Annotated in this window: 18 protein-coding genes and 1 CRISPR repeat array; of the genes, 10 read left to right on the top strand and 8 right to left on the bottom strand. The window is 37.9% G+C overall.

Annotation, left to right across the window (positions count from 1 at the left end):
- The first annotated feature begins 24 nt into the window (after window positions 1–24).
- Together ACGH47_RS06960 and ACGH47_RS06955 are read left to right on the top strand one after the other, a co-directional pair.
- Window positions 25–231 (top strand): hypothetical protein, encoded by a 207-nt coding sequence (locus tag ACGH47_RS06960; protein ID WP_267352578.1) that lies wholly within the window; start codon window positions 25–27, stop codon window positions 229–231.
- A gap of 2 nt (window positions 232–233) precedes the next feature.
- Complete coding sequence (locus tag ACGH47_RS06955) at window positions 234–662, top strand: EamA family transporter (RefSeq protein ID WP_267352579.1); 429 nt, start codon at window positions 234–236, stop codon at window positions 660–662.
- Here the strand turns inward: ACGH47_RS06955 and moeA are convergent.
- The 3 genes from moeA to rsmI form a co-directional block, all read right to left on the bottom strand.
- Entirely contained in the window at window positions 654–1880 is a 1227-nt protein-coding gene (moeA, locus tag ACGH47_RS06950) for a molybdopterin molybdotransferase MoeA (protein ID WP_411623059.1), read from the bottom strand. The two genes, ACGH47_RS06955 and moeA, sit on opposite strands and share 9 nt — an antisense overlap.
- Before the next feature lie 202 nt (window positions 1881–2082).
- Complete coding sequence (gene ychF, locus ACGH47_RS06945; protein WP_065559414.1) at window positions 2083–3174, bottom strand: redox-regulated ATPase YchF; 1092 nt, start codon at window positions 3172–3174, stop codon at window positions 2083–2085.
- A gap of 194 nt (window positions 3175–3368) precedes the next feature.
- Window positions 3369–4193, bottom strand: coding sequence for a 16S rRNA (cytidine(1402)-2'-O)-methyltransferase (gene rsmI, locus ACGH47_RS06940; RefSeq protein ID WP_411623058.1), 825 nt, complete (start codon window positions 4191–4193; stop codon window positions 3369–3371).
- A 397-nt stretch (window positions 4194–4590) separates the two neighbouring features.
- On the opposite strand from rsmI, the gene nlpD reads away from it, so the two are divergent.
- The 6 genes from nlpD to ACGH47_RS06910 all read left to right on the top strand — a co-directional run bounded on the left by nlpD (window position 4591) and on the right by ACGH47_RS06910 (window position 10043).
- Window positions 4591–5622 (top strand): murein hydrolase activator NlpD, encoded by a 1032-nt coding sequence (gene nlpD / locus ACGH47_RS06935; RefSeq protein WP_411623057.1) that lies wholly within the window; start codon window positions 4591–4593, stop codon window positions 5620–5622.
- A gap of 117 nt (window positions 5623–5739) precedes the next feature.
- Entirely contained in the window at window positions 5740–6492 is a 753-nt protein-coding gene (gpmA, locus tag ACGH47_RS06930) for a 2,3-diphosphoglycerate-dependent phosphoglycerate mutase (protein ID WP_065559417.1), read from the top strand.
- Between the two features lie 100 nt (window positions 6493–6592).
- The gene (locus ACGH47_RS06925) at window positions 6593–7171 is read left to right on the top strand and encodes a thymidine kinase (RefSeq protein WP_065559418.1); all 579 of its coding nucleotides are present in this window, start codon (window positions 6593–6595) and stop codon (window positions 7169–7171) included.
- 178 nt (window positions 7172–7349) lie between these two features.
- Window positions 7350–8558 (top strand): aldose 1-epimerase family protein, encoded by a 1209-nt coding sequence (locus ACGH47_RS06920; protein WP_411623056.1) that lies wholly within the window; start codon window positions 7350–7352, stop codon window positions 8556–8558.
- A 434-nt stretch (window positions 8559–8992) separates the two neighbouring features.
- Window positions 8993–9586, top strand: coding sequence for a UbiX family flavin prenyltransferase (locus tag ACGH47_RS06915; RefSeq protein ID WP_411623055.1), 594 nt, complete (start codon window positions 8993–8995; stop codon window positions 9584–9586).
- 67 nt (window positions 9587–9653) lie between these two features.
- Window positions 9654–10043: a hypothetical protein gene (locus ACGH47_RS06910; RefSeq protein WP_267369601.1), complete on the top strand. Its 390-nt coding sequence runs from the start codon at window positions 9654–9656 to the stop codon at window positions 10041–10043.
- Window positions 10044–10320: 277 nt separating this feature from the next.
- Window positions 10321–10960: direct repeats of the CRISPR family, unit length 29 nt; unit sequence GTGTTCCCTGTATACACAGGGATAAACCG.
- A gap of 93 nt (window positions 10961–11053) precedes the next feature.
- On the opposite strand, the gene allD is transcribed toward ACGH47_RS06910, so the two are convergent.
- The 5 genes from allD to allC form a co-directional block, all read right to left on the bottom strand.
- The gene (allD, locus tag ACGH47_RS06905; protein ID WP_267360130.1) at window positions 11054–12103 is read right to left on the bottom strand and encodes an ureidoglycolate dehydrogenase; all 1050 of its coding nucleotides are present in this window, start codon (window positions 12101–12103) and stop codon (window positions 11054–11056) included.
- 23 nt (window positions 12104–12126) lie between these two features.
- Window positions 12127–13044 (bottom strand): carbamate kinase, encoded by a 918-nt coding sequence (locus ACGH47_RS06900; RefSeq protein ID WP_411623054.1) that lies wholly within the window; start codon window positions 13042–13044, stop codon window positions 12127–12129.
- A 75-nt stretch (window positions 13045–13119) separates the two neighbouring features.
- Window positions 13120–13899, bottom strand: a complete 780-nt coding sequence (allE, locus tag ACGH47_RS06895; RefSeq protein WP_411623053.1) for a (S)-ureidoglycine aminohydrolase — start codon at window positions 13897–13899, stop codon at window positions 13120–13122.
- Window positions 13900–14043: 144 nt separating this feature from the next.
- Window positions 14044–15291 (bottom strand): MFS transporter, encoded by a 1248-nt coding sequence (locus ACGH47_RS06890; RefSeq protein WP_220216985.1) that lies wholly within the window; start codon window positions 15289–15291, stop codon window positions 14044–14046.
- A gap of 11 nt (window positions 15292–15302) precedes the next feature.
- Complete coding sequence (gene allC / locus ACGH47_RS06885) at window positions 15303–16529, bottom strand: allantoate deiminase (protein ID WP_411623052.1); 1227 nt, start codon at window positions 16527–16529, stop codon at window positions 15303–15305.
- 532 nt (window positions 16530–17061) lie between these two features.
- Between allC and fdrA the strand changes: the two genes are divergently transcribed.
- Window positions 17062–18729, top strand: coding sequence for an acyl-CoA synthetase FdrA (gene fdrA, locus ACGH47_RS06880; protein ID WP_411623051.1), 1668 nt, complete (start codon window positions 17062–17064; stop codon window positions 18727–18729).
- 12 nt (window positions 18730–18741) lie between these two features.
- Entirely contained in the window at window positions 18742–19998 is a 1257-nt protein-coding gene (locus tag ACGH47_RS06875) for a DUF1116 domain-containing protein (protein WP_411623050.1), read from the top strand.
- Window positions 19999–20000 lie beyond the last annotated feature (2 nt).

Raw genomic sequence — 20000 nt, 5'->3', positions numbered from 1 at the left:
TCTACATTAACATCGGAGAAAACCATGAAAACAGTACTGATTACATTGTCTTGTGTGATACTGAGTTTAAGCTTAATTGCTTGTGGTGGTAAGAATGATCACGGTAAACAATATCGTTGGTCAAAAGCGCACGGTGTGTTAGAAGGTTGTGATGGTGTGATGAGTAATTCACAACAATGCCAAAAAAATTCAAATAACCAGCAATATATGATTCAAATAGACAGGAATTAAAGATGAGTGCTTGGCTTATTTATGCCTTGTTGTCTGCCATTTCTGCGGCTTTCGTGGCAATTTTGGGCAAAATTGGTTTACAGCATCTTGATGCAAATACGGCAACCGCAATTCGAGCTATTGTTATGGCGATATTTTTGGTTGGCGTGGTGGCAGTTCAGGGTAAATTAAACTTAATTAATACGTTTTTTAATGATAAAAAAGCATTACTGATTATTGCATTAAGTGGTATTGCCGGTGCGTTGTCATGGCTGTTTTATTTTATGGCAATCAAAGACGGTAAAGTGTCGCAAGTTGCCCCTATTGATAAGCTAAGCGTGGTGTTTGCAGTGGTATTTGCCGCGGTTTTATTTGGTGAAAAAATTTCATTTTTATCAGGCGTAGGGGTTGTGATGATTGCCGCTGGAGCCATTTTAGTGGCACTATTTTAATAAGTCATTAAACAGCGTAATGGTGACATATTCTCCTTTACTGACGTTTCCGCGTTCTTGTTCTAATATTATAAAACAGTTAGCTTTATTGAGCGATTGGGTAATATGTGAACCTTGTTGACCCGTTGATTTAACTTCTAACTCGCCTTGGTCATTTGGTTCCACTCTACCACGTTGAAAATCTATGCGCCCAACACTTTTTTTAAGATCGGTTGCTGTTTTAACTTGAAAAGTTAAATCCGCTGATAGCGTTTGTTGTCCTGCAAGCGCTGAAATTAAAGGTTGAACGAGTTGATAAAATGTCACTACTGTTGAAACAGGGTTACCGGGTAAACCACAAAATAGCGCTTTGCCAATTTGTCCAAAGGCAAATGGTTTACCGGGTTTCATCGCTATCTTCCAAAAATTAATTTGTCCTAACTCTTCTAAAGCCGTTTTGGTGTAGTCAGCATCGCCTACCGATACCCCACCACTGGTAATGATTAAATCAGCTTGGGTTGAGGCTATCATTAAAGCTTGTTTAATTTGGTTAGGATCATCAGGAATAATACCTAGGTCGATCACTTGGCAATTCAGTTTTGTTAATAGCTGTTTTAATGTGAAACCATTACTGTCATAAATAGCACCATTGTCGGTTAACGGTTGACCAATTGGCGTTAGTTCGTTGCCGGTTGAAAAGATAGCAACGTTTAATGTTTTATACACGCAAACTTGATGAATGCCAAGCGTTGCTAATGTCGATAAAGTAGGAATTGATAAGCGTTGACCTTTGGCAACTGTGATTGCATCTTTTTTGATATCTTCACCGATTCGGCGAATATTATCCCCAACTTTAATATCTTTAAGAAAAGTAATGTGTTGACCTTTTACTTGTGTATGTTCTTGCATAACAACCGCATCAGCATCATTAGGAACAGGCGCACCTGTCATAATTCGTAAACAACTGCCAATTGCCCAGTTAAGATCACCGATATCATCACCTGCATAAACAGTCTTAGAAACCGGTAAGGTTCTTGATTTTTCAATATCAGCTAATCTGACAGCATAACCATCCATTGCCGAATTATCAAAACGAGGGACGTTAATGGGGGATATAATGGGTACAGCGGTAATTCGGTCGAGTGCATCATTTAATGATACTGTTTCGTGTTCAAGTGATTTTACGGTGGTGCAAGCTTGCAATATTTTTTGTTTTGCTTGGTCGAAAGTCAGTAACATAGTTTTTCCTTACCTAGTTGATGCATCCATTTTATCAATAGTGTTAATGTTTTATTAACATGGTTATTTGTGTTTCAATGGATCGACTCGATGTGTTTTGATTATTGTTTAATGATTTAGGCTTTGGTTATCGTGTTTTTTATCGTTAAACGTTAACGCCACCTTGTGGTGACGTTAATGTATTTCATCATACGTGTTACTATTAGACATTAAATAAAAAGTTCATAATGTCGCCGTCTTGTACGATGTAGTCTTTACCTTCAGAACGCATTTTACCTGCTTCTTTTGCCCCTTGTTCACCCCCGTATTTGATAAAGTCATCAAATGCGATAGTTTGCGCTCGGATAAAGCCTTTTTCAAAATCAGTGTGGATTTTTCCAGCCGCTTGCGGTGCGGTATCACCAACGGATATTGTCCATGCCCGTACTTCTTTCACACCTGCGGTAAAATAGGTTTGTAAATTAAGTAATTTATAACCTGCACGTATGACACGATTTAACCCCGGTTCAGTTAATCCTAGGTCTTGCATAAATTCATCTCGGTCGGCATCATCTAGTTCTGAAAGTTCCGCTTCAATGGCAGCACAGACAGGAACAACAACCGCTTTTTCTGCTTCTGCAATGGCTTTAACTTTATCTAAATAAGGATTATTTTCAAAACCGTCTTCGTTGACATTAGCAATATACATGGTTGGTTTTAAGGTTAAGAAGCTAAGATACTTTATTGCGTTTAGTTCTTCTTTGCTTAAATCCAATAGTAATAATTTTTTACCTTGTTCTAAGTGGGGTAGACATTTTTCTAAAATTTCAAGTTCAAACTTGGCATCCTTGTCACCGCCTTTTGCTCGTTTTTGTAGTCGAGTCATAGCACGTTCACAAGCTTCAAGGTCTGCTAACGCTAGCTCGGTGTTAATAATTTCAATATCTTCGGCAGGGTCAATTTTACCTGCTACGTGAATGATGTTTTCATTTTCAAAGCATCGTACGACATGACCAATTGCTTCGGTTTCACGGATATTGGCTAAAAATTGGTTTCCAAGCCCTTCACCTTTTGATGCACCTTTCACTAATCCAGCAATATCAACAAATTCCATTGTGGTTGGTAAAGTGCGTTGTGGTTTGACAATTTCAGCAAGCTGATCGAGACGAGGATCGGGCATTGGCACTACACCAGTGTTTGGCTCGATTGTACAAAACGGAAAGTTAGCCGCCTCAATGCCTGCTTTAGTTAGTGCGTTAAAAAGTGTTGACTTACCAACATTTGGTAGTCCGACGATCCCACATTTGAATCCCATACTGTTTGTTACCTTTTATCATTAAATTACTTGAAAATAGTGGCTAATTATATACTAAATCGCACTATTTGTGCCAATGTTCTTATCGATGTTTTACTGTCTAATTTTATTCGAGGTTAACGCTTTCTTACTATTTAGCTAGTAAGTTTGTTTTAGCTCAATAGCTATTAATTGTTAGTTGATTGATGCTTTCATTATTCCAAACTCAATCCAATTTGATAAAGTTGGTTCTTTTTAAGTCCGTATATTTCGGCGGTGATTGCAGCCGCTTTTTTTAATGGAAGCTCTTTGGTTAATAACTTTAATGTGTGAATGACATTGGGATCGATATCCGTGTCAGTTTTAGTATGGCCTTCAACAATTAAAACAAACTCCCCTTTTTGACGGGCAATATCTTCATTTAGCCAATTAATTAATTGAGTCACCGGATAGCTAACAATCTTTTCCCATGTTTTTGTTAGCTCTTTGGCTAATACGATTTGTTTGTCTGCGCCAAATACAGTTTGCATATCATGTAAGGTATCAAGTAAACGATGTGTTGATTCATAAAATATCATCGTTCGTGTTTCATTCACCAGTGTCATTAAATAGTCCTGACGAGCTTTACTTTTAGCGGGTAAAAAACCTTCATAGCTGAATTTATCTGACGGTAGTCCTGCAACCGATAAGGCTGCAATCGCTGCGCAAGCGCCAGGAATAGGAACAACGTTAATCTCATTTTCACGGCAAGCTTTCACTAAATGATAGCCTGGATCATTTATTAAGGGAGTTCCTGCATCAGATATTAATGCTATCGATACGCCAGACTTGAGCTTTTCAATTAATAGCTGAGATTTTTCTTGCTCGTTGTGATCGTGCAGTGCAAAAAGTTTGGCTTTGATTCCCAAATGTTGCAACAGTAATCCACTGTGGCGAGTGTCTTCGGCAGCAACTAAATCAACCTTTTTAAGGATCTCAATTGCGCGAAGCGTGATATCGTTTAAGTTTCCAATTGGGGTGGCTACAATATATAAAGTCATTAGATTTGGTCACATTTTAATTTTGAAAAAAATACCACAAATATACTATACGAAAACCTATTTTATTGTATATACTCATTGCGTTCAAAACAATTTCAGTTTTTATCATTTTATACCCATTGTAAAATTGCATTTTGAATATTTAATCTTAGTTGATAAGCAAGTTTGCTTGTTGATTCACTAATGGTATAGTGGTGTTAAATTTCTTGTCAGAAAGGGCATTCATTTTTATACAGCTTATTGGATTTATGGCGTGAGTTTGTCTTTAATTAAGTACTCATCATCATTCTTCGACCATGATCAAATTAGCATGAATATTTTAAAGATAATAGCTTTTTACGGTAAAAACGTTAAAATGTATAATCATGGGCAATTTCTACCAAAATAAGATTAACGAATGAAAGGTATTAAAGTGAAAAAAATTCTCACATTAAGTAGTTTAAGTTTGCTGATTGCTGCGTGTACTCAAACAAACCCTGCTACAATTGTAGATATTTCAGATTCTTCCGGGAGTTCAAATCCGTCTGTTTATAGCAGACCACCGACAAATATTTCGACAGGTAACCGAATATCGAACTCTACTTATCCTAAATCGTCCTCAAGCTCAAGTTCAACCGTGCAATCTTCCAGCTCGTCTGGTCAAAGCGTTGCAGCAACGAATGAACGTATTGTGTATAATCGTAATTATGATGATATTCCTAAAGGTGGCTATAAGGGGGATACTTATACTGTTAAGCGTGGTGACACCCTATTTTATATTGCTTGGGTAACGGGTAACGATTATCGTTCATTAGCCGCAAAAAATAATATTAAAGAACCTTTCGCCGTTAATGTAGGTCAAGTTTTGGATGTCAGTTTTGGAACAACGGTTGTTGAAACTAAAAATAACGTTACCCAAAAAGTTGTGACGATCAAAGATAATTCAAATGGTACTTCATCAAGCCGTTCATCTGATCAAGGTAGCACCATTCAATCTGTTCAAAGTAATACTATTACATCTGTTCCAAGTAGTTCTAATTCATCGGATCAAAGTCGTTCCAATTTAGGAGGCGCAACAGCCACGGTTGCTAATATTTCTTGGCAATGGCCAGCTAATGGTAAGATTATTGAAAAGTTTTCTAACGCAAGTAAAGGGATTGATATTTCAGGATCGTTAGGTGATAAAGTTGTCGCTGCGGCTGATGGTCGAGTGGTTTATTCTGGTAATGCGTTACCGGGATACGGTAATTTAATTATTGTTAAACATAATGATGATTATTTAACAGCTTATGCGCATAATCAATCAATCTTAGTTAAGGAACAACAAACAGTTCGAGCCGGTGAGCAAATTGCAACAATGGGCGCAACAGGAACTTCATCAGTTAGACTACATTTTGAGATTCGTTATAAAGCGCAATCCGTTGATCCTGCAAAATATTTACCAAAATAATGTGTATAGTTTAAAAACGTTTATTGAAATACAATCGGCATACATGATTAAAATCATGTATTCCTATTGATAACAAGATACATCAAATTTATTTTACGTAACAAAGGAGTTATATTCATGGCAGTAAAAAAATTAGTTCTTATTCGACATGGAGAAAGTGTTTGGAATCAAGAAAACCGTTTTTGTGGTTGGACTGATGTTGATTTATCTGATAAAGGTAATAAAGAAGCAGCAGAAGCAGGTCAATTACTTAAAAAAGAAGGTTTCGAATTTGATTATGCGTATACCTCAGTGTTAAAACGTGCTATTCATACATTATGGCATGTTTTAGATGAAGTGGATCAAGCATGGTTGCCTGTTGAAAAAAGTTGGAAATTAAATGAGCGTCACTATGGTGCACTTCAAGGTTTAAATAAAGCGGAAACTGCTGCAAAATATGGTGATGAGCAAGTAAAATTGTGGCGTCGTGGTTTTGCTATTACCCCACCTGCATTAGAAAAATCAGATGAGCGTTTTCCGGGACATGATTCACGTTACAGCAAATTGCCTGAATCAGAATTACCATTAACTGAAAGCTTAGCATTAACAATTAAACGTGTTCTTCCTTACTGGGAATCAACGATTGCACCACGTGTAGCAAGAGGCGAGCGTGTTATTATTGCTGCTCATGGTAACTCTTTACGTGCTTTAGTTAAACATTTAGATAATATCAGTGATGATGATATTATCGATCTTAACATCCCAACGGGTGTGCCTTTAGTATATGAATTTGATGATAATATGAAAGTGATCAAACATTACTATTTAGGTAATGCTGATGAAATTGCCGCCAAACAAGCAGCTGTTGCAAATCAAGGCAAAGCAAAATAGTTTTTATTTCATTATAATGATAAAAGGTAGGTTTGATAACTTACCTTTTTTATTTTCTAAATTATTCTGTTTCTTTATTAATTTATTTTGAGGCCTTATTTTGTCAAAAATTTATTATATTTATGCCGTCATGAATGCGGGTAAATCAACTGAATTATTACAAATCGACCATAATTATTTAAGTAATAATATGCAAACATTGCTACTTAAATCGTCTGTCGATACGCGTGATTCTGCCGTAGAAATTGTATCACGTTTAGGATTACGCAAAAAAGCGTTACAGCTTGATGATAATAGTGTTGATGAGATAATTGAATTAATTAAACAAAATGATTATGCCTGTATACTGATCGACGAAAGTCAGTTTTTATCCCGAAATACAATCTGGAAATTATCTGATGTTTGTGATGAGTATGGAGTACCAATGATGTTTTTTGGATTAAAAACAGATTATATGGGACATCTTTTTGAAGGCTCAAAAACCTTACTTGAAATCGCAGATAATTTTAGAGAGCTTAAAACCGTTTGTTGGTGTGGAAAAAAAGCAACGATGAATTTGCTAGAAGGTAAAGATGGTAAGATTGTTAAGTTTGGTAACTCTATACATTTAGGTGATAGCGAGTTTCATTCTGTTTGCCGTAAACATTGGAAAGCAGGGCAGGTTAGACCCAATCGTTAATTGTGGTTAAATAAAATCATTTCATTATAACTCATAAGATTATTGATATTTTTTCTGTTTAAAAAGTGTGAATAATCTCTCATTTTTGATATTTTCTTTTTGTTGATTTATCTCGTTTTATGCCATATTGACTGAAGCGATTCAGTTTAGTTGTTTTAATAAATTATGAGGAATTAACATGAAAGTTAAAATCATTTCACTTGCAGTATTAGCATGTTTTACAACCATGACGGCTAATGCTAAAGAATTTGTGCTAATTGATACCGAGAAAGATGTAGCAAAAGGAAATTGGTCTATCTCCAATAAAGATTTAGGGATAAACGCCGAAAAATTTTTTATTGCAAATACTGTCCTTAAAGGTGGAAAACAAGAAGGAAGCGAGTTATTAACAATCAACAGTAATGATTTTACCATAAAATTGAGTCCGACTCGTGGACTGGGAATTATTTCAGTTGTTGGTGACGGTATTCGAATGGGGTGGGATTCACCAGTTGACGAAATTGTTCACCCGAAATTTATAAATCTTGAAAGCCGTGCAGGGCTGGGTTGGTTGGATGGTTTTAACGAAATGATGGTGCGTTGTGGTTTTGAATGGACAGGTCATGCAGTGCAAGCAGACGGAATGATGTATACATTGCATGGGCGAGCTCAAAACACTCCGGTTTCAAAATTAGTCGTCGAAGTTTTAGATAAAGCACCTTACACAATCACGGTTAAAGGTTTAATAAAAGAAAACACATTCAAAAAGAGCAATCTTGAAACGTGGGCATCAATAAGTTACGTACCAGGTAGTAAAGAGTTTACGGTACATGATGTTGTGACCAATAAAGGTGATTACACGAAAGATTTCCAAATCATTTATCATAGCAATTACGGTACGCCAATTTTGGAAGAGGGTGCTCAATTTGTTGCACCAGTCCGAGAAATCTCGCCATTTAACGATTATGCTAAAGATGGGTTAAAAACATGGCAAACTTATCTAGGGCCAACCAAAGGTTTTGACGAAATGGTATTTAACGTTTTTCCGTATGCCGATGCTAATGGTAAAACGCAAGTTATGTTAACGAATAAAGCAGGGGATAAAGGCACGGGTATTGCTTTTAATACCAAAGAACTTCCTGTTCTTTCTTTGTGGAAAAATACCGATACACTTAAGCAAGGTTATGTTACTGGTTTAGAACCGGGAACCAGTTTTGCCTATCCTGTGACTATTGAACGTGAACAAAAACGGGTACGCCAGTTAGAGCCGGGACAAAGTACCGAATTTACCTTAACTTATAGTCTGTTATCCGGTAAAGATGCTGTCGCCAAATATGCTCAACAAATCCAAGCAATTCAAGGTAATCAAGAAACCAAAGTGGTTGAACAGCAAATGGCTAAGGAATAACGGAAAGTATACTACGCCTAAGCCTATTAAATTAGGCGTAGTTAGCGCATTTTATCTTAATTCATCACATTTCATCCTGTAATGTTGTATTTGTGTCGCTGATATCCAAATCCTTAAACTTAATGTAATATCGTTTTATTAAAACGATTAATTTTATTAAATATGTTTATTCTTTTTTGTTCTCAATTTTTATATAAGCTTTCCCTTACTTGAAAGCTAAATTCGATATAGGTATGATGTGTTGTGATGAATTGATCATAATCAATCTTTTTAACTTGACAGCTTTTTTGTTCAATGAGCTATCAATGATAAGTGATAAGATTTACTCATGCATAACATCTCAGTTTATCGAATGAAAAAATTGGAGTCATCTTATTTTGAACATATCAATGTCAACCGATGTTGTTTGTATTCAAAATACTATAGGAATTAACATGACAGCAAAGCGTATCATTATAGGAATCAGTGGCGCAACGGGGTTTGCTTATGGCATAAAAGCGTTAACGCTTTTAAAACCATTGGATATTGAAACTCATTTGGTAATCTCTAAAGCTGCCCACATGACCTGTTCTTACGAAGTTCCCAATATGAACATCAAACAGATAGAGGCGCTTGCCGACAAGGTTTATTCTATTAATAATATCGGGGCAGCAATAGCAAGTGGTTCTTATAAAACAATGGGCATGTTAGTTGCACCGTGCTCAATGCGTAGTTTGTCTGCAATTGCTAACAGTTTATCGGATAATTTGCTAACTCGGGCTGCCGATGTAGTTTTAAAAGAACGTCGCCGTTTAGTTTTAATGGTACGTGAAGCACCTTTACATTTAGGACATATTAAAAATATGGAGGCTGTCACTTTAATGGGTGGGGTGATATTTCCACCTGTGCCGGCACTGTATCAACGTATTGATAGTATTGATGATATGATAACTCATAGTGTAGCTAGAGCGTTAGACCTGTTTGATATCGATATTTCTGCATTACCTCGTTGGGGTGAAGATATGCATTTAAATAACACACCATCTTAATCGAGTTTAACTTTCATTAAATATGCAGCCCAATAAAAAAATCCTTGAATTCATTAACAAACACCATGTGTTATCACTCAGTATGATTCTGCCTGATCATCAACTTTGGGCGTGTAATGCTTTTTATGTTTTTAATGAAGATTCCATGTGTCTTTATATCCTTTCTGACGTGAAAACAATTCATGGTAATGCGATGTTAACCCATTCACACGTGGCGGGTACAATAAGCATAGCACCAAAGACCGTTGCAAAAATCCAAGGTATTCAATTTCAAGCCATCGCATCGCGATTAGCGGATCACGATGCCACCCAAGCTTACTCACACTATTATCGAAAATTTCCTTTTGCCAGAATGATTAAAGCGCCAATTTGGTCACTTAAATTACAACGAATTAAAATGACCAATAATTTAATGGGATTTGCACATAAAACCCATTGGGATAGGGCAGAGGAATAAATAATGAGTGAGTTTTTTAGTAAAATCCGCTTAGTCCAATAGAGCTAATTAACATAACGATCTGTTATGCAATGATCCAAAATAGCGTCGGTACATAAGCGCATGGCAAGTATAAATATTGCATAAATTTCTTTACTAATATTGCTTAATAAATTGATAATATTATAAATCTTGTCAAACTCCATCAGAATTTCAATCGCTTAAAAAAAGCAGCAAAAAAGTTGGTGGAATTTTACACCCTCCTATTTTAATTAATAAACAATAGGTTATAATTAGAGTATTCCTTGTATACACAGGGATAAACCGATTTTTCAATACATTTAATGCATTTAAATCATGTGTTCCCTGTATACACAGGGATAAACCGCGCTGGCGTATGAAAGCTATATTGAAGAACAAGTGTTCCCTGTATACACAGGGATAAACCGGACGTGCTCACACAGGATGAAATCTGGCACATGTGTTCCCTGTATACACAGGGATAAACCGGTTTTGGTCAAAATGCAGATCTGGGATACCTCGTGTTCCCTGTATACACAGGGATAAACCGGATAAATCAACATTATACAGCATCCACCCCCCGTGTTCCCTGTATACACAGGGATAAACCGCGGAATGGTTGAACGATTTTATTGTTGAACATGTGTTCCCTGTATACACAGGGATAAACCGCGAGTAGCCGACGTAGTGAACTATTGACAACTCGTGTTCCCTGTATACACAGGGATAAACCGCGCAACAAGTAGCAAATCCTGTACAGTCATTAGTGTTCCCTGTATACACAGGGATAAACCGGGACCCCTAATGCCGTAGCATTCGCTAACAGTGTGTTCCCTGTATACACAGGGATAAACCGGGACTAATTTAATGACAGAGCCAACTACAACAGTGTTCCCTGTATACACAGGGATACATCATCAACAAAATCAATAAATTCTATACTTAACTATTATAATGCAACTATAGAAGGTTATTTTTAGCTTGTAATCACTCTTAATGATCAACCCTTATTATTCTGCAAATTTATTTTTGTGATCGTAACGATCATAGTGAACATCATCGCTAATCAAATATTGATAAATATCATCCACGATTTCGATCCCATTTTTAATATAATCTGCTTCCCGTTTTTTTCCTCTTTCACCAGGGAAGAATACTTCACTATTGCCTTTTGCGGGTTTTACCTGTTTCAATTGATCTAACATCGCAGACATGCTTTTTTTGAATACTTCAAGCCCAACAAAGTATTCTGGGTTAATGACAATATGTAAATGCCCTAGATCACGTCCTTTGGATAAATCGGCATACATCGAAGACACGTTTTTACCAAATGGTACACCAAGCAAAATTCCAGATAACACATCAACCATCATCATTAATCCATATCCTTTTGCATCTGCAATAGGTAATAAGGCATTGACTTTATAAGGATCGGTAGTGGCTTCACCTTGCTCATCAACAGCCCAAGTAGGGGGGATTGCTGCACCTTTAGAGCGAGCATACAATACTTTACCCCAAGCTTGTACAGTCGTTGCCATATCAAATGATACGACTCTTTCATCAGCAGAAGGGGCGGCAAAGGCGATAGGATTAGTGCCAAAAAATTCTTCGGCACCGCCAAAAGGTACTGCCATCGGATCAGATTGACACATTGAGATAGCAACAAGATTATGAGCGGCTGCCATTTCAGTAAAATAACATAATGAACCACTGTGTGACATGCGTCGAATACCGACAACGGCAACGCCATTTTTTTTGGCTAGTTCAATCGCTTTATCCATACCAATTTTTGCGCCAACCAAACCACATCCATTATCAAAATCGAGAATCGCACTAGCTGGCCCGGTTTCTTTATAGGTCATATTGGGATTTGTGGTCATGCCACCTTTGGCTATCCGCTCAGAATAGTATTCAACTCTTACCGCTCCATGTGAGTGTATTCCCCTTGCATCAGCAAAGGCTAGTGCATCGGCAGCAATATCAGCATGTTCTTTGCTTAATCCTGCTTTATGTAGTTTTTTCGCAATTAAATTATGTAATGTTTTTCGGTCTACTCTCATGTTTGTACTCCTCTGAATGGATTCTATTTAACCATGGAATGGTTTTTTATTACGGTTCCTTTTTGACCTTTTAATAAGGATTCAATATCTGTTAGGGTACCGATATAAGCTGTATTCCCTGTTTTTTCGACAAATTCAATGACGGATTTGACTTTAGGGCCAATGGCACCATCATCGATAGCAAGCGGTTTTAGGCGTTCAGTATCAACATGATCAAGTGCTTTTTGTTGTGGTGTCCCCCAGTTTTCATAAACGGCATCAGCATCGGTTAATATCATTAGGTGATCAGCTTGTAGCTGTATGGCTAATTGCGCAGCAGACAGATCTTTATCAATGACCGCTTCCACTCCTTGGTAGCCATGGTCAATGCTGATAACAGGAATACCACCACCTCCATTACAGATCACGATAGTATTGTCATTCAGCAATTTTTGAATGGTTGCAATTTCCAAAATTTTTTTGGGTTTAGGGGAGGGGACTACCCGTCGAATGTATTGACCGTCTTGTTTAAATATCCAACCATATTGTTGTTTGAGTTGATTTTGTTGTTCGGGTGGATAGACAGGCCCGATAAATTTTGTCGGGTGAGTAAACGAAGGATCACATTTATCAACTTCCACTTGCGTAAGTAACGTGACCACCTGGATAACATTAGGTTGTTGCTGTAAACTTTGACCTATCATATATCCTAGCATGCCTTGAGTTTGCGCAACTAATATATCAAGCGGATAAGCCGGTACCTTTGAATAAGCTGCATTTTGCAAGGCTAAAAGTCCCACTTGCGGACCATTACCATGTACAATGACTAATCGATATTTACCTGCTAATTTAGCAATTAATTTGGTTGTAGAATGAATATTTTGATATTGATTCTCAACCGATAAAGGTTCATTTCGTTTGGCAATTGCATTACCACCTAAAGCAATGACAATCAGTTCCATATGGTTTCCTTGATCATTTGTTAAAGTTATTGGATTTATCCGTTTTTAAGTTTACGTTGTCTTATTATTGATTGATTAGATAGCAACGTCTCGATGACAATCTTTAGAATAGATATAACTTAAAGGCACTTTACCAACGGCATAACAGGCTTGTAAGGCATAGGCACCCATAAAAATATAGTCATCTTTTTTAACGGGGATCCATTCATTATCAAGTAGGTACATCCCTTCACCACTTAGCAGATAAGCACCATGTTCTTGGACATGGGTTTCAATGTAACCATGACTGGCGCCGGGATTGAAGGTTAAAATATGGAAATTCATATCAAATCCAAGTTCTTTAGGTAATAAGTCTTGGATAAATACGTTATCCATATTTTCATAATTTAAGCTTTCTAACTGCTGAACGTGATTGGAAATAATGCGAGTTTGATAATCTGCTAAGGGGATATAACGTCTTTTGTAGAGAAATAATCGTGAACTTTCGGCATGATTGTGTAGATATAATTTTACCCCAGCAGGACAATATAAATAGCCACCAGTCTTTAATCTAAACGATTGGCTATCTGCGTTGGCGGTAATATCTCCACTAAGGACATAAACAAAAAGTTCAATCCCTTCACTGCCAAAACCTTGTACATTTTTTGCGTCTTGATGCATGGTGACAAGATAATCTACGAAGGATGCACCTAACTTAGGTGTCGATAAGATAGTGATATCACAATTTTCGAATCCCGGAATGACATTTTTGACTAATCCATCAGGTGGAATAAGCGCATAATTTTGTCGTTTGATGATGGCTCTGGAAGCCAGCAAATCTTTTGGATAACCAGTATTGTGATTGAAGTACCCCATATTTATCTCCTTGAAAAATAATAATCTTATACTTTGCTGTTCGTTTTTTTTTAGGGTAAAAGGCAACTAGCCTGTAAAACAGCATCGTTTTAAAGCAATATAGTTATTGCCGACTACCGCAATGGATCGGCAATGATTGATTTGTTAATTGGTGATATGTTTACGCATGTTGATTAGGAAAAAAAGCAGCGTAGCGATAATTAAAATGCCGATTGCCACGTAAAATCCTGTCATTTTTGTTCCGGTCAGATCAGCTAAATAACCGGTTAATGGCGGTGCAATTACCGATGAACTCATACCAAAAAAGTTAAATACTCCAAACGAAGTGCCATAATTTGTTTTCGGTGCTGTATCAGCCACGTGTGAGATGAGGATAGGCTCTACCGCCAATTTACCAAACAGTCCATAAAAAATGAGCCCACCTAGCAATAACGTGATGGTTGTTGCTTGTACGGTCGTTAACAGGGTCGCTGCTGCAATTAACTCAAGTACAATAATGAAAAACAGCCGTTTATTTTGGTATTTATCTGATATTTTACTGATGATTAACGCCCCGGGTATGGCAGCAAAGGCAACCAAAGACGATGCAGATCCAATGTTTCCACCCGTAAAGCCACGCTCGGTTTCGAGAAAGTTAGGTAACCAACTAACTATCATGTAATACCCATAGCAGGTTGCAAAATACATAATATAAGAAGCCACCATTTGACTACTAAAAAATCGGTGTTTTGCGTTCGGTTCGTCAGCGGATGTGACCGCTTCTTTTGCTGACGATGATTGACTTTGATTTTGTTTTTGTTTTGGCGTTTCCTTAATAATCAGGGCAAACCCTGCCACTAAACAAAGTAATAAGGCTGCAATGATATATAGCATATACTCCCAAGGCATTCCCCATGATTTGACCAAAAAGCTGGTGGCAAGCAGACTGATCCCCATTCCTAATGCTGAACCAGTATTAATAATGGCAGAAGCAAAACCGCGATGTTGCGAAGGAATGTTTTCAGCAGAAAGTGACCAAGCTGATCCATAATAAGAGCCACATCCTAATCCAGCCAATAGGCTACCGACATAAATCATCATAATTGAATGTGCATTACCAATGATTAATGCCGCTATGGTAAAGAGTAAAAATCCCGGAATCACCACGGCTTTTTTACCGAATCGATCGACAAGAATGCCAGCCGGAATTTGCATAGCGGTGTAAGCAAAAAAATAGCAACTTGCAATAAGTCCAAGTTCCGTATTGGATTGAGGGCCTATAGTTTGTTGAACTTCAGGAAAGATAGCGGTTAGCACAGGGCGATAGATCCACATCACTGTCCAACCCAGACATAATAATACGACGATTTTATGCCAATATTGAATACCGCCTGTTTTTTCTGTCGTGGTCATATTGATTCCTCTTACTCTTGATAAGCTAGTTTATATAGGGCATAAGTGAGCGCTTTAATGCCTTCAACTAAATCTTCGGTTTTGGTATCTTCGGCAATATTGTGACTAATGCCTTTTATACTCGGCACAAATAGCATTGCTGTTGGAACACGAGGCGCGAAAATCTGTGAGTCATGACCTGCACCGCTATGCATTACCCGATAACTTAATCCTTCTTGATCACAAATTTCTTCTAGCAGATGAATTAATTTAGTGTCCATAGGAATGGGATCTTCATCCATCCAGCGATTGATTTCGATCTCAAGATTAAGTTGATTGGCGATGCGAATCATATCCGCTTCAATCTCTTCGGTGAAGGCGACGAGTTCCGCTTTATTGGTATGTCGACAATCCATCGTGAATAGCACTTCACCCGGCACGACGTTTACAACATTCGGTTTAGGTTCAACGTGCCCAAAAGTCAGGACTAAGGGATCACCCACTTTTATGGCTTTATTAATTGATTGATAACAGATTTGACTAAAGGCATAAACTGCGTCTTTACGATAACCCATTGGTGTTGTGCCGGCATGGTTAGCTTCGCCAATTAAGCGGATGTTATAACGGCGCTGACCAACTATGCTTGTCACCACACCGATACTTTTTTGTTCTTTTTCAAGCACGCCTCCTTGTTCGATATGAATTTCTAGAAAAGCTTTAATGTCGTTGCGTGCAGGCTGAGTTTTGAAATTAAATCCACATGCTTTCATGGCATCAACAAATTTGATTCCGTCACTATCTTCAATCTCATTAACATCATGATGATCGGCAATGGCAAACACATTTTTACTTCCCCAAAAAACATACGGAAAACGGCTACCTTCTTCTTCTGCCATTGAGATGAGTTCTAGTGTTCGTAACGGTTGACCATAATGTTGATGTAAGTATTGCATGGCAAGTAACGCAGCAATAATACCAAGTTGCCCGTCAAGTTTGCCACCGTTAACAACGGTATCAACATGCGACCCAGACATAATGACTTCATCCGGATATTTGCTACCTTTGAATCGTCCATAAAGATTGCCTATTTCATCAAAGTCGCTTTCCATACCGATTTGCGTCATTCTGTCTTTTAAGGCATTTTGGGCGGCTAGCCATTCTGGTGTATATAGCAGTCGGGTGGTACCGCCTTGTTCAAGCCCCCCAAAACTCGATATCCATTTAACTGCATTAGCCACATCATCATACAAGATATTCATAAGCGTTTACCTATCATTAACCATTCGTTTAGAAAAATTGCTTTAACTCTTTTTAACTACTCGTTTTTAATTAGGTTTTTAGTTCTGGAACAAATTCTATAATTGTTTATTTGCCTTTTAGACTATCTATTAATAGCAGAGAATAATGTGATCAAACTAACTATTTTAGATTTATAAAATTTAATTAAATTAATGGGTTATTATTATAAAAAATTTTTTAATAATAATTTATCTTCATGATTATATTCATATTTATTTAATGATGTAGATGATTGTTTTGTGACTTATGACCTATTTATTCCGCTTTTTTTACGTAATATATAAATATAGTCTGATAGTTAGATTTAATAGGTTAACGCAATATTGTTGTTGTAAAACAGATTCAAAGCGGATAGCAGGGTATGACTGAGTAGGATAATTTATCGCGTCAATGAAAATGTCTTTTAACATCTAGCAAGCGCATAACTATTTATTTCCAATTACCATTACAGCATTTGTTACAATAATTTAATAACTGAGAGGTCCAATTCTCATGATTCAATCTTTCATAAAAAAAGGTAGTTTTCAGGATTCTGTTAGCCTCATGTTGATATCTAAAAAGCTGAGTAACCTTGAAGAAGTCGATGAAGTTTCCGTTATGATGGGAACACCAGCCAATAAATCATTGCTTGTAGCCACGGGATTTTGGAGTGATACTTTCAATCAAGCAACGCCTAATGATATCTGTGTAGCAATTAAAACGCATGATGATGCTAGCGATGCCATAGATTTAATTCGTTCCCAACTTGAAGAAGCTTTAAAAAATATTGCTCAGCAACAGCAAGGGGGCAGTAAATTACTAAAAGCAAGACGTTTGGCAACCGCTAATCGAAAACTGCCTGATGCTAATTTGGTGCTTATTTCAATTGCCGGTGAATATGCGGCAGAATTGGCAGAACAAGCGTTAGATGAAAATAAAAATGTCATGATATTTTCCGATAATGTGTCGCTTGAAGATGAACTCCGTTTGAAAAAAAGCGCAGCAGCAAAAGATCTTATTGTCATGGGGCCGGATTGTGGAACGGCAATCATAGCTGGGGCGCCATTGGCATTTTCTAACGTGATACCTAAGGGTAACATTGGGGTGATTGGGGCATCGGGAACCGGCATTCAAGAAGTGATTTCACAAATTGCATTACTCAATCAGGGAATTACACAAGCAATTGGACTTGGCGGACGTGATTTATCGCAAGCAGTAGGGGGGATTAGCGCATTAACCGCATTAACTATGCTAGCGGCTGATAAGCAAACGCAAGTCATTACTTTTATTTCTAAACCGCCAGCAGAAAGTGTCCGTATAAAAGTGATTAATGCAATGAAGCAAATAGCTAAACCTATTGTGGCGCTCTTTTTAGGTTCCCGTATTGATAAACGGCAAGACGATAATATCTTTTTTGCCAGTACGTTAGATGAAGCAGCTAGATTAGCTTGTTTATTAGCCAAAGTTGAAAGTGCGATGAGCACGTTGCCTAGTGTGGATCATCAAACCATTATGGGATTATATACCGGTGGTACATTAGCATCGGAAGCCGCAATGTTGCTGGCTAATCAACTCAATCTTTTGCTCAGTGATAACCACGACAAAGGCATCATGTTCGATCAGCAAGGTCATAAAATTATCGATCTGGGCGATGACTTTTATACCGTTGGGCGCCCACATCCCATGATTGACCCATCCGTACGTGAACATGCAATAGCACAATTGGGCGAGCAAACAGGGGTGGGGGTATTGTTACTGGATCTGGTCATAGGCTATGGCGCAAATGCGAATCCGGCTGAATCAATAATCACAGGTTACAACAAGGCTATCGCTAAACGATCTTCTCATCATCCCTTAATTGCTATTGCCACGGTGACAGGATCTGAATCCGATCCACAATGTCGTAGTAAGCAAATTGTAGCACTTCAATCGGCAGGTATTACCGTAATGGATAATTTACCCGAAGCCATTTTATTAGCCACAAAATTAATTACGCCAGCAAATAAGATTGATTGCTTAAAACCTTACCCTTTACTTGATCATATCAGTGTGATTAATGCCGGTTTGCGGAGTTTTGCTGAAGATCTGCAATCATCAAATATTCCTGTGGTGCATTATCAATGGGCACCGTTAGCTGGTGGCAATCAAAAATTAGCGGCTATTTTGAAAAAATTAAACTAAGAGGTTGTGACAATGAATTCATCAATTAATGAAGCAAATCAGGCCATTATTGAAATAATTAAAGCGGCAAGACCGCATTGGGTTGGTGTTATTGCTGCTAAAGAAGCGATCCCGACTTTGGCACAAGGTTACAAATTATTACATGCAGGCCCACCGATTATATGGCAGGACATGACCGGACCAATGCAAGGTGCCTGTATTGGTGCCTGTTTATTTGAAGGCTGGGCGCAAAATGAAGAACAGGCACTAGCTTTGCTAACGACAGGTAAAGTGGAATTTATACCTTGTCATTCGGTTCATGCTGTTGGCCCTATGGGTGGGATTACTTCGGCAAATATGCCTGTTGTTGTGGTTGAAAATATTACTCATGGCAACCGGGCTTACTGCAATTTGAATGAAGGTATTGGAAAAGTCATGCGTTTTGGTGCCTATGGGCAAGAGGTGTTAAATCGTCATCACTGGATGAAAACGTCATTAGCACCGGCGCTTAATGAAGCATTAAAATTATTTGAAAAAGGAATCGACTTAACCGCACTGATGGCTCAAGCCATTTCAATGGGGGATGAGTTTCATCAACGCAATATTGCTGCATCGGCATTATTACTTCGTACCTTATCACCTAAATTAGCTCTGCTTAATTGTAGTAAAGAAGAAATGGCGAAGATTTTTGATTTTTTAAGTGTCACCGACCAATTCTTTTTGAATTTAGCCATGGCATATTGTAAATCAGTTATGGATAGCGCAGCACAGATCCAAGCCGGCACTATTATTACTGCGATGACACGTAATGGTAAAGATTTTGGCATTAAAGTCAGTGGACTGGGTGATGAATGGTTTACTGCACCCGTTAACACACCACAAGGACTTTTCTTTACCGGATACTCCCAAAAGGATGCGAACCCCGATATCGGTGATAGTGCAATTACTGAAACATTTGGTATTGGTGGGGCGGCAATGGTTGCTGCACCAGGGGTAACCCGTTTTGTTGGCGCAGGTGGCGCGGATGTTGCATATGAAGTATCAGAAGAGATGAGCGAAATCTTTTTAGAACATAATATGCAACTACAAATACCGTCTTGGAACTTTCAAGGATGTTGTATGGGATTAGATCTACGTCTGATTGTAGAAACCGGTATTACGCCCTTAATTAATACAGGAATTGCCCATAAACAAGCAGGTGTGGGTCAAATTGGTGCAGGAACGGTGCGTGCGCCGTTAGCCTGTTTTGAAAAAGCGCTTGAGGCATTAGCGATAAAATTGAAAGTGTAATT

Source organism: Gilliamella sp. CG16 (assembly GCF_046635785.1).
Taxonomy (GTDB): Bacteria; Pseudomonadota; Gammaproteobacteria; order Enterobacterales; family Orbaceae; genus Gilliamella; species Gilliamella apicola_I.
This window is presented reverse-complemented; position numbering and strand designations above follow the sequence as displayed.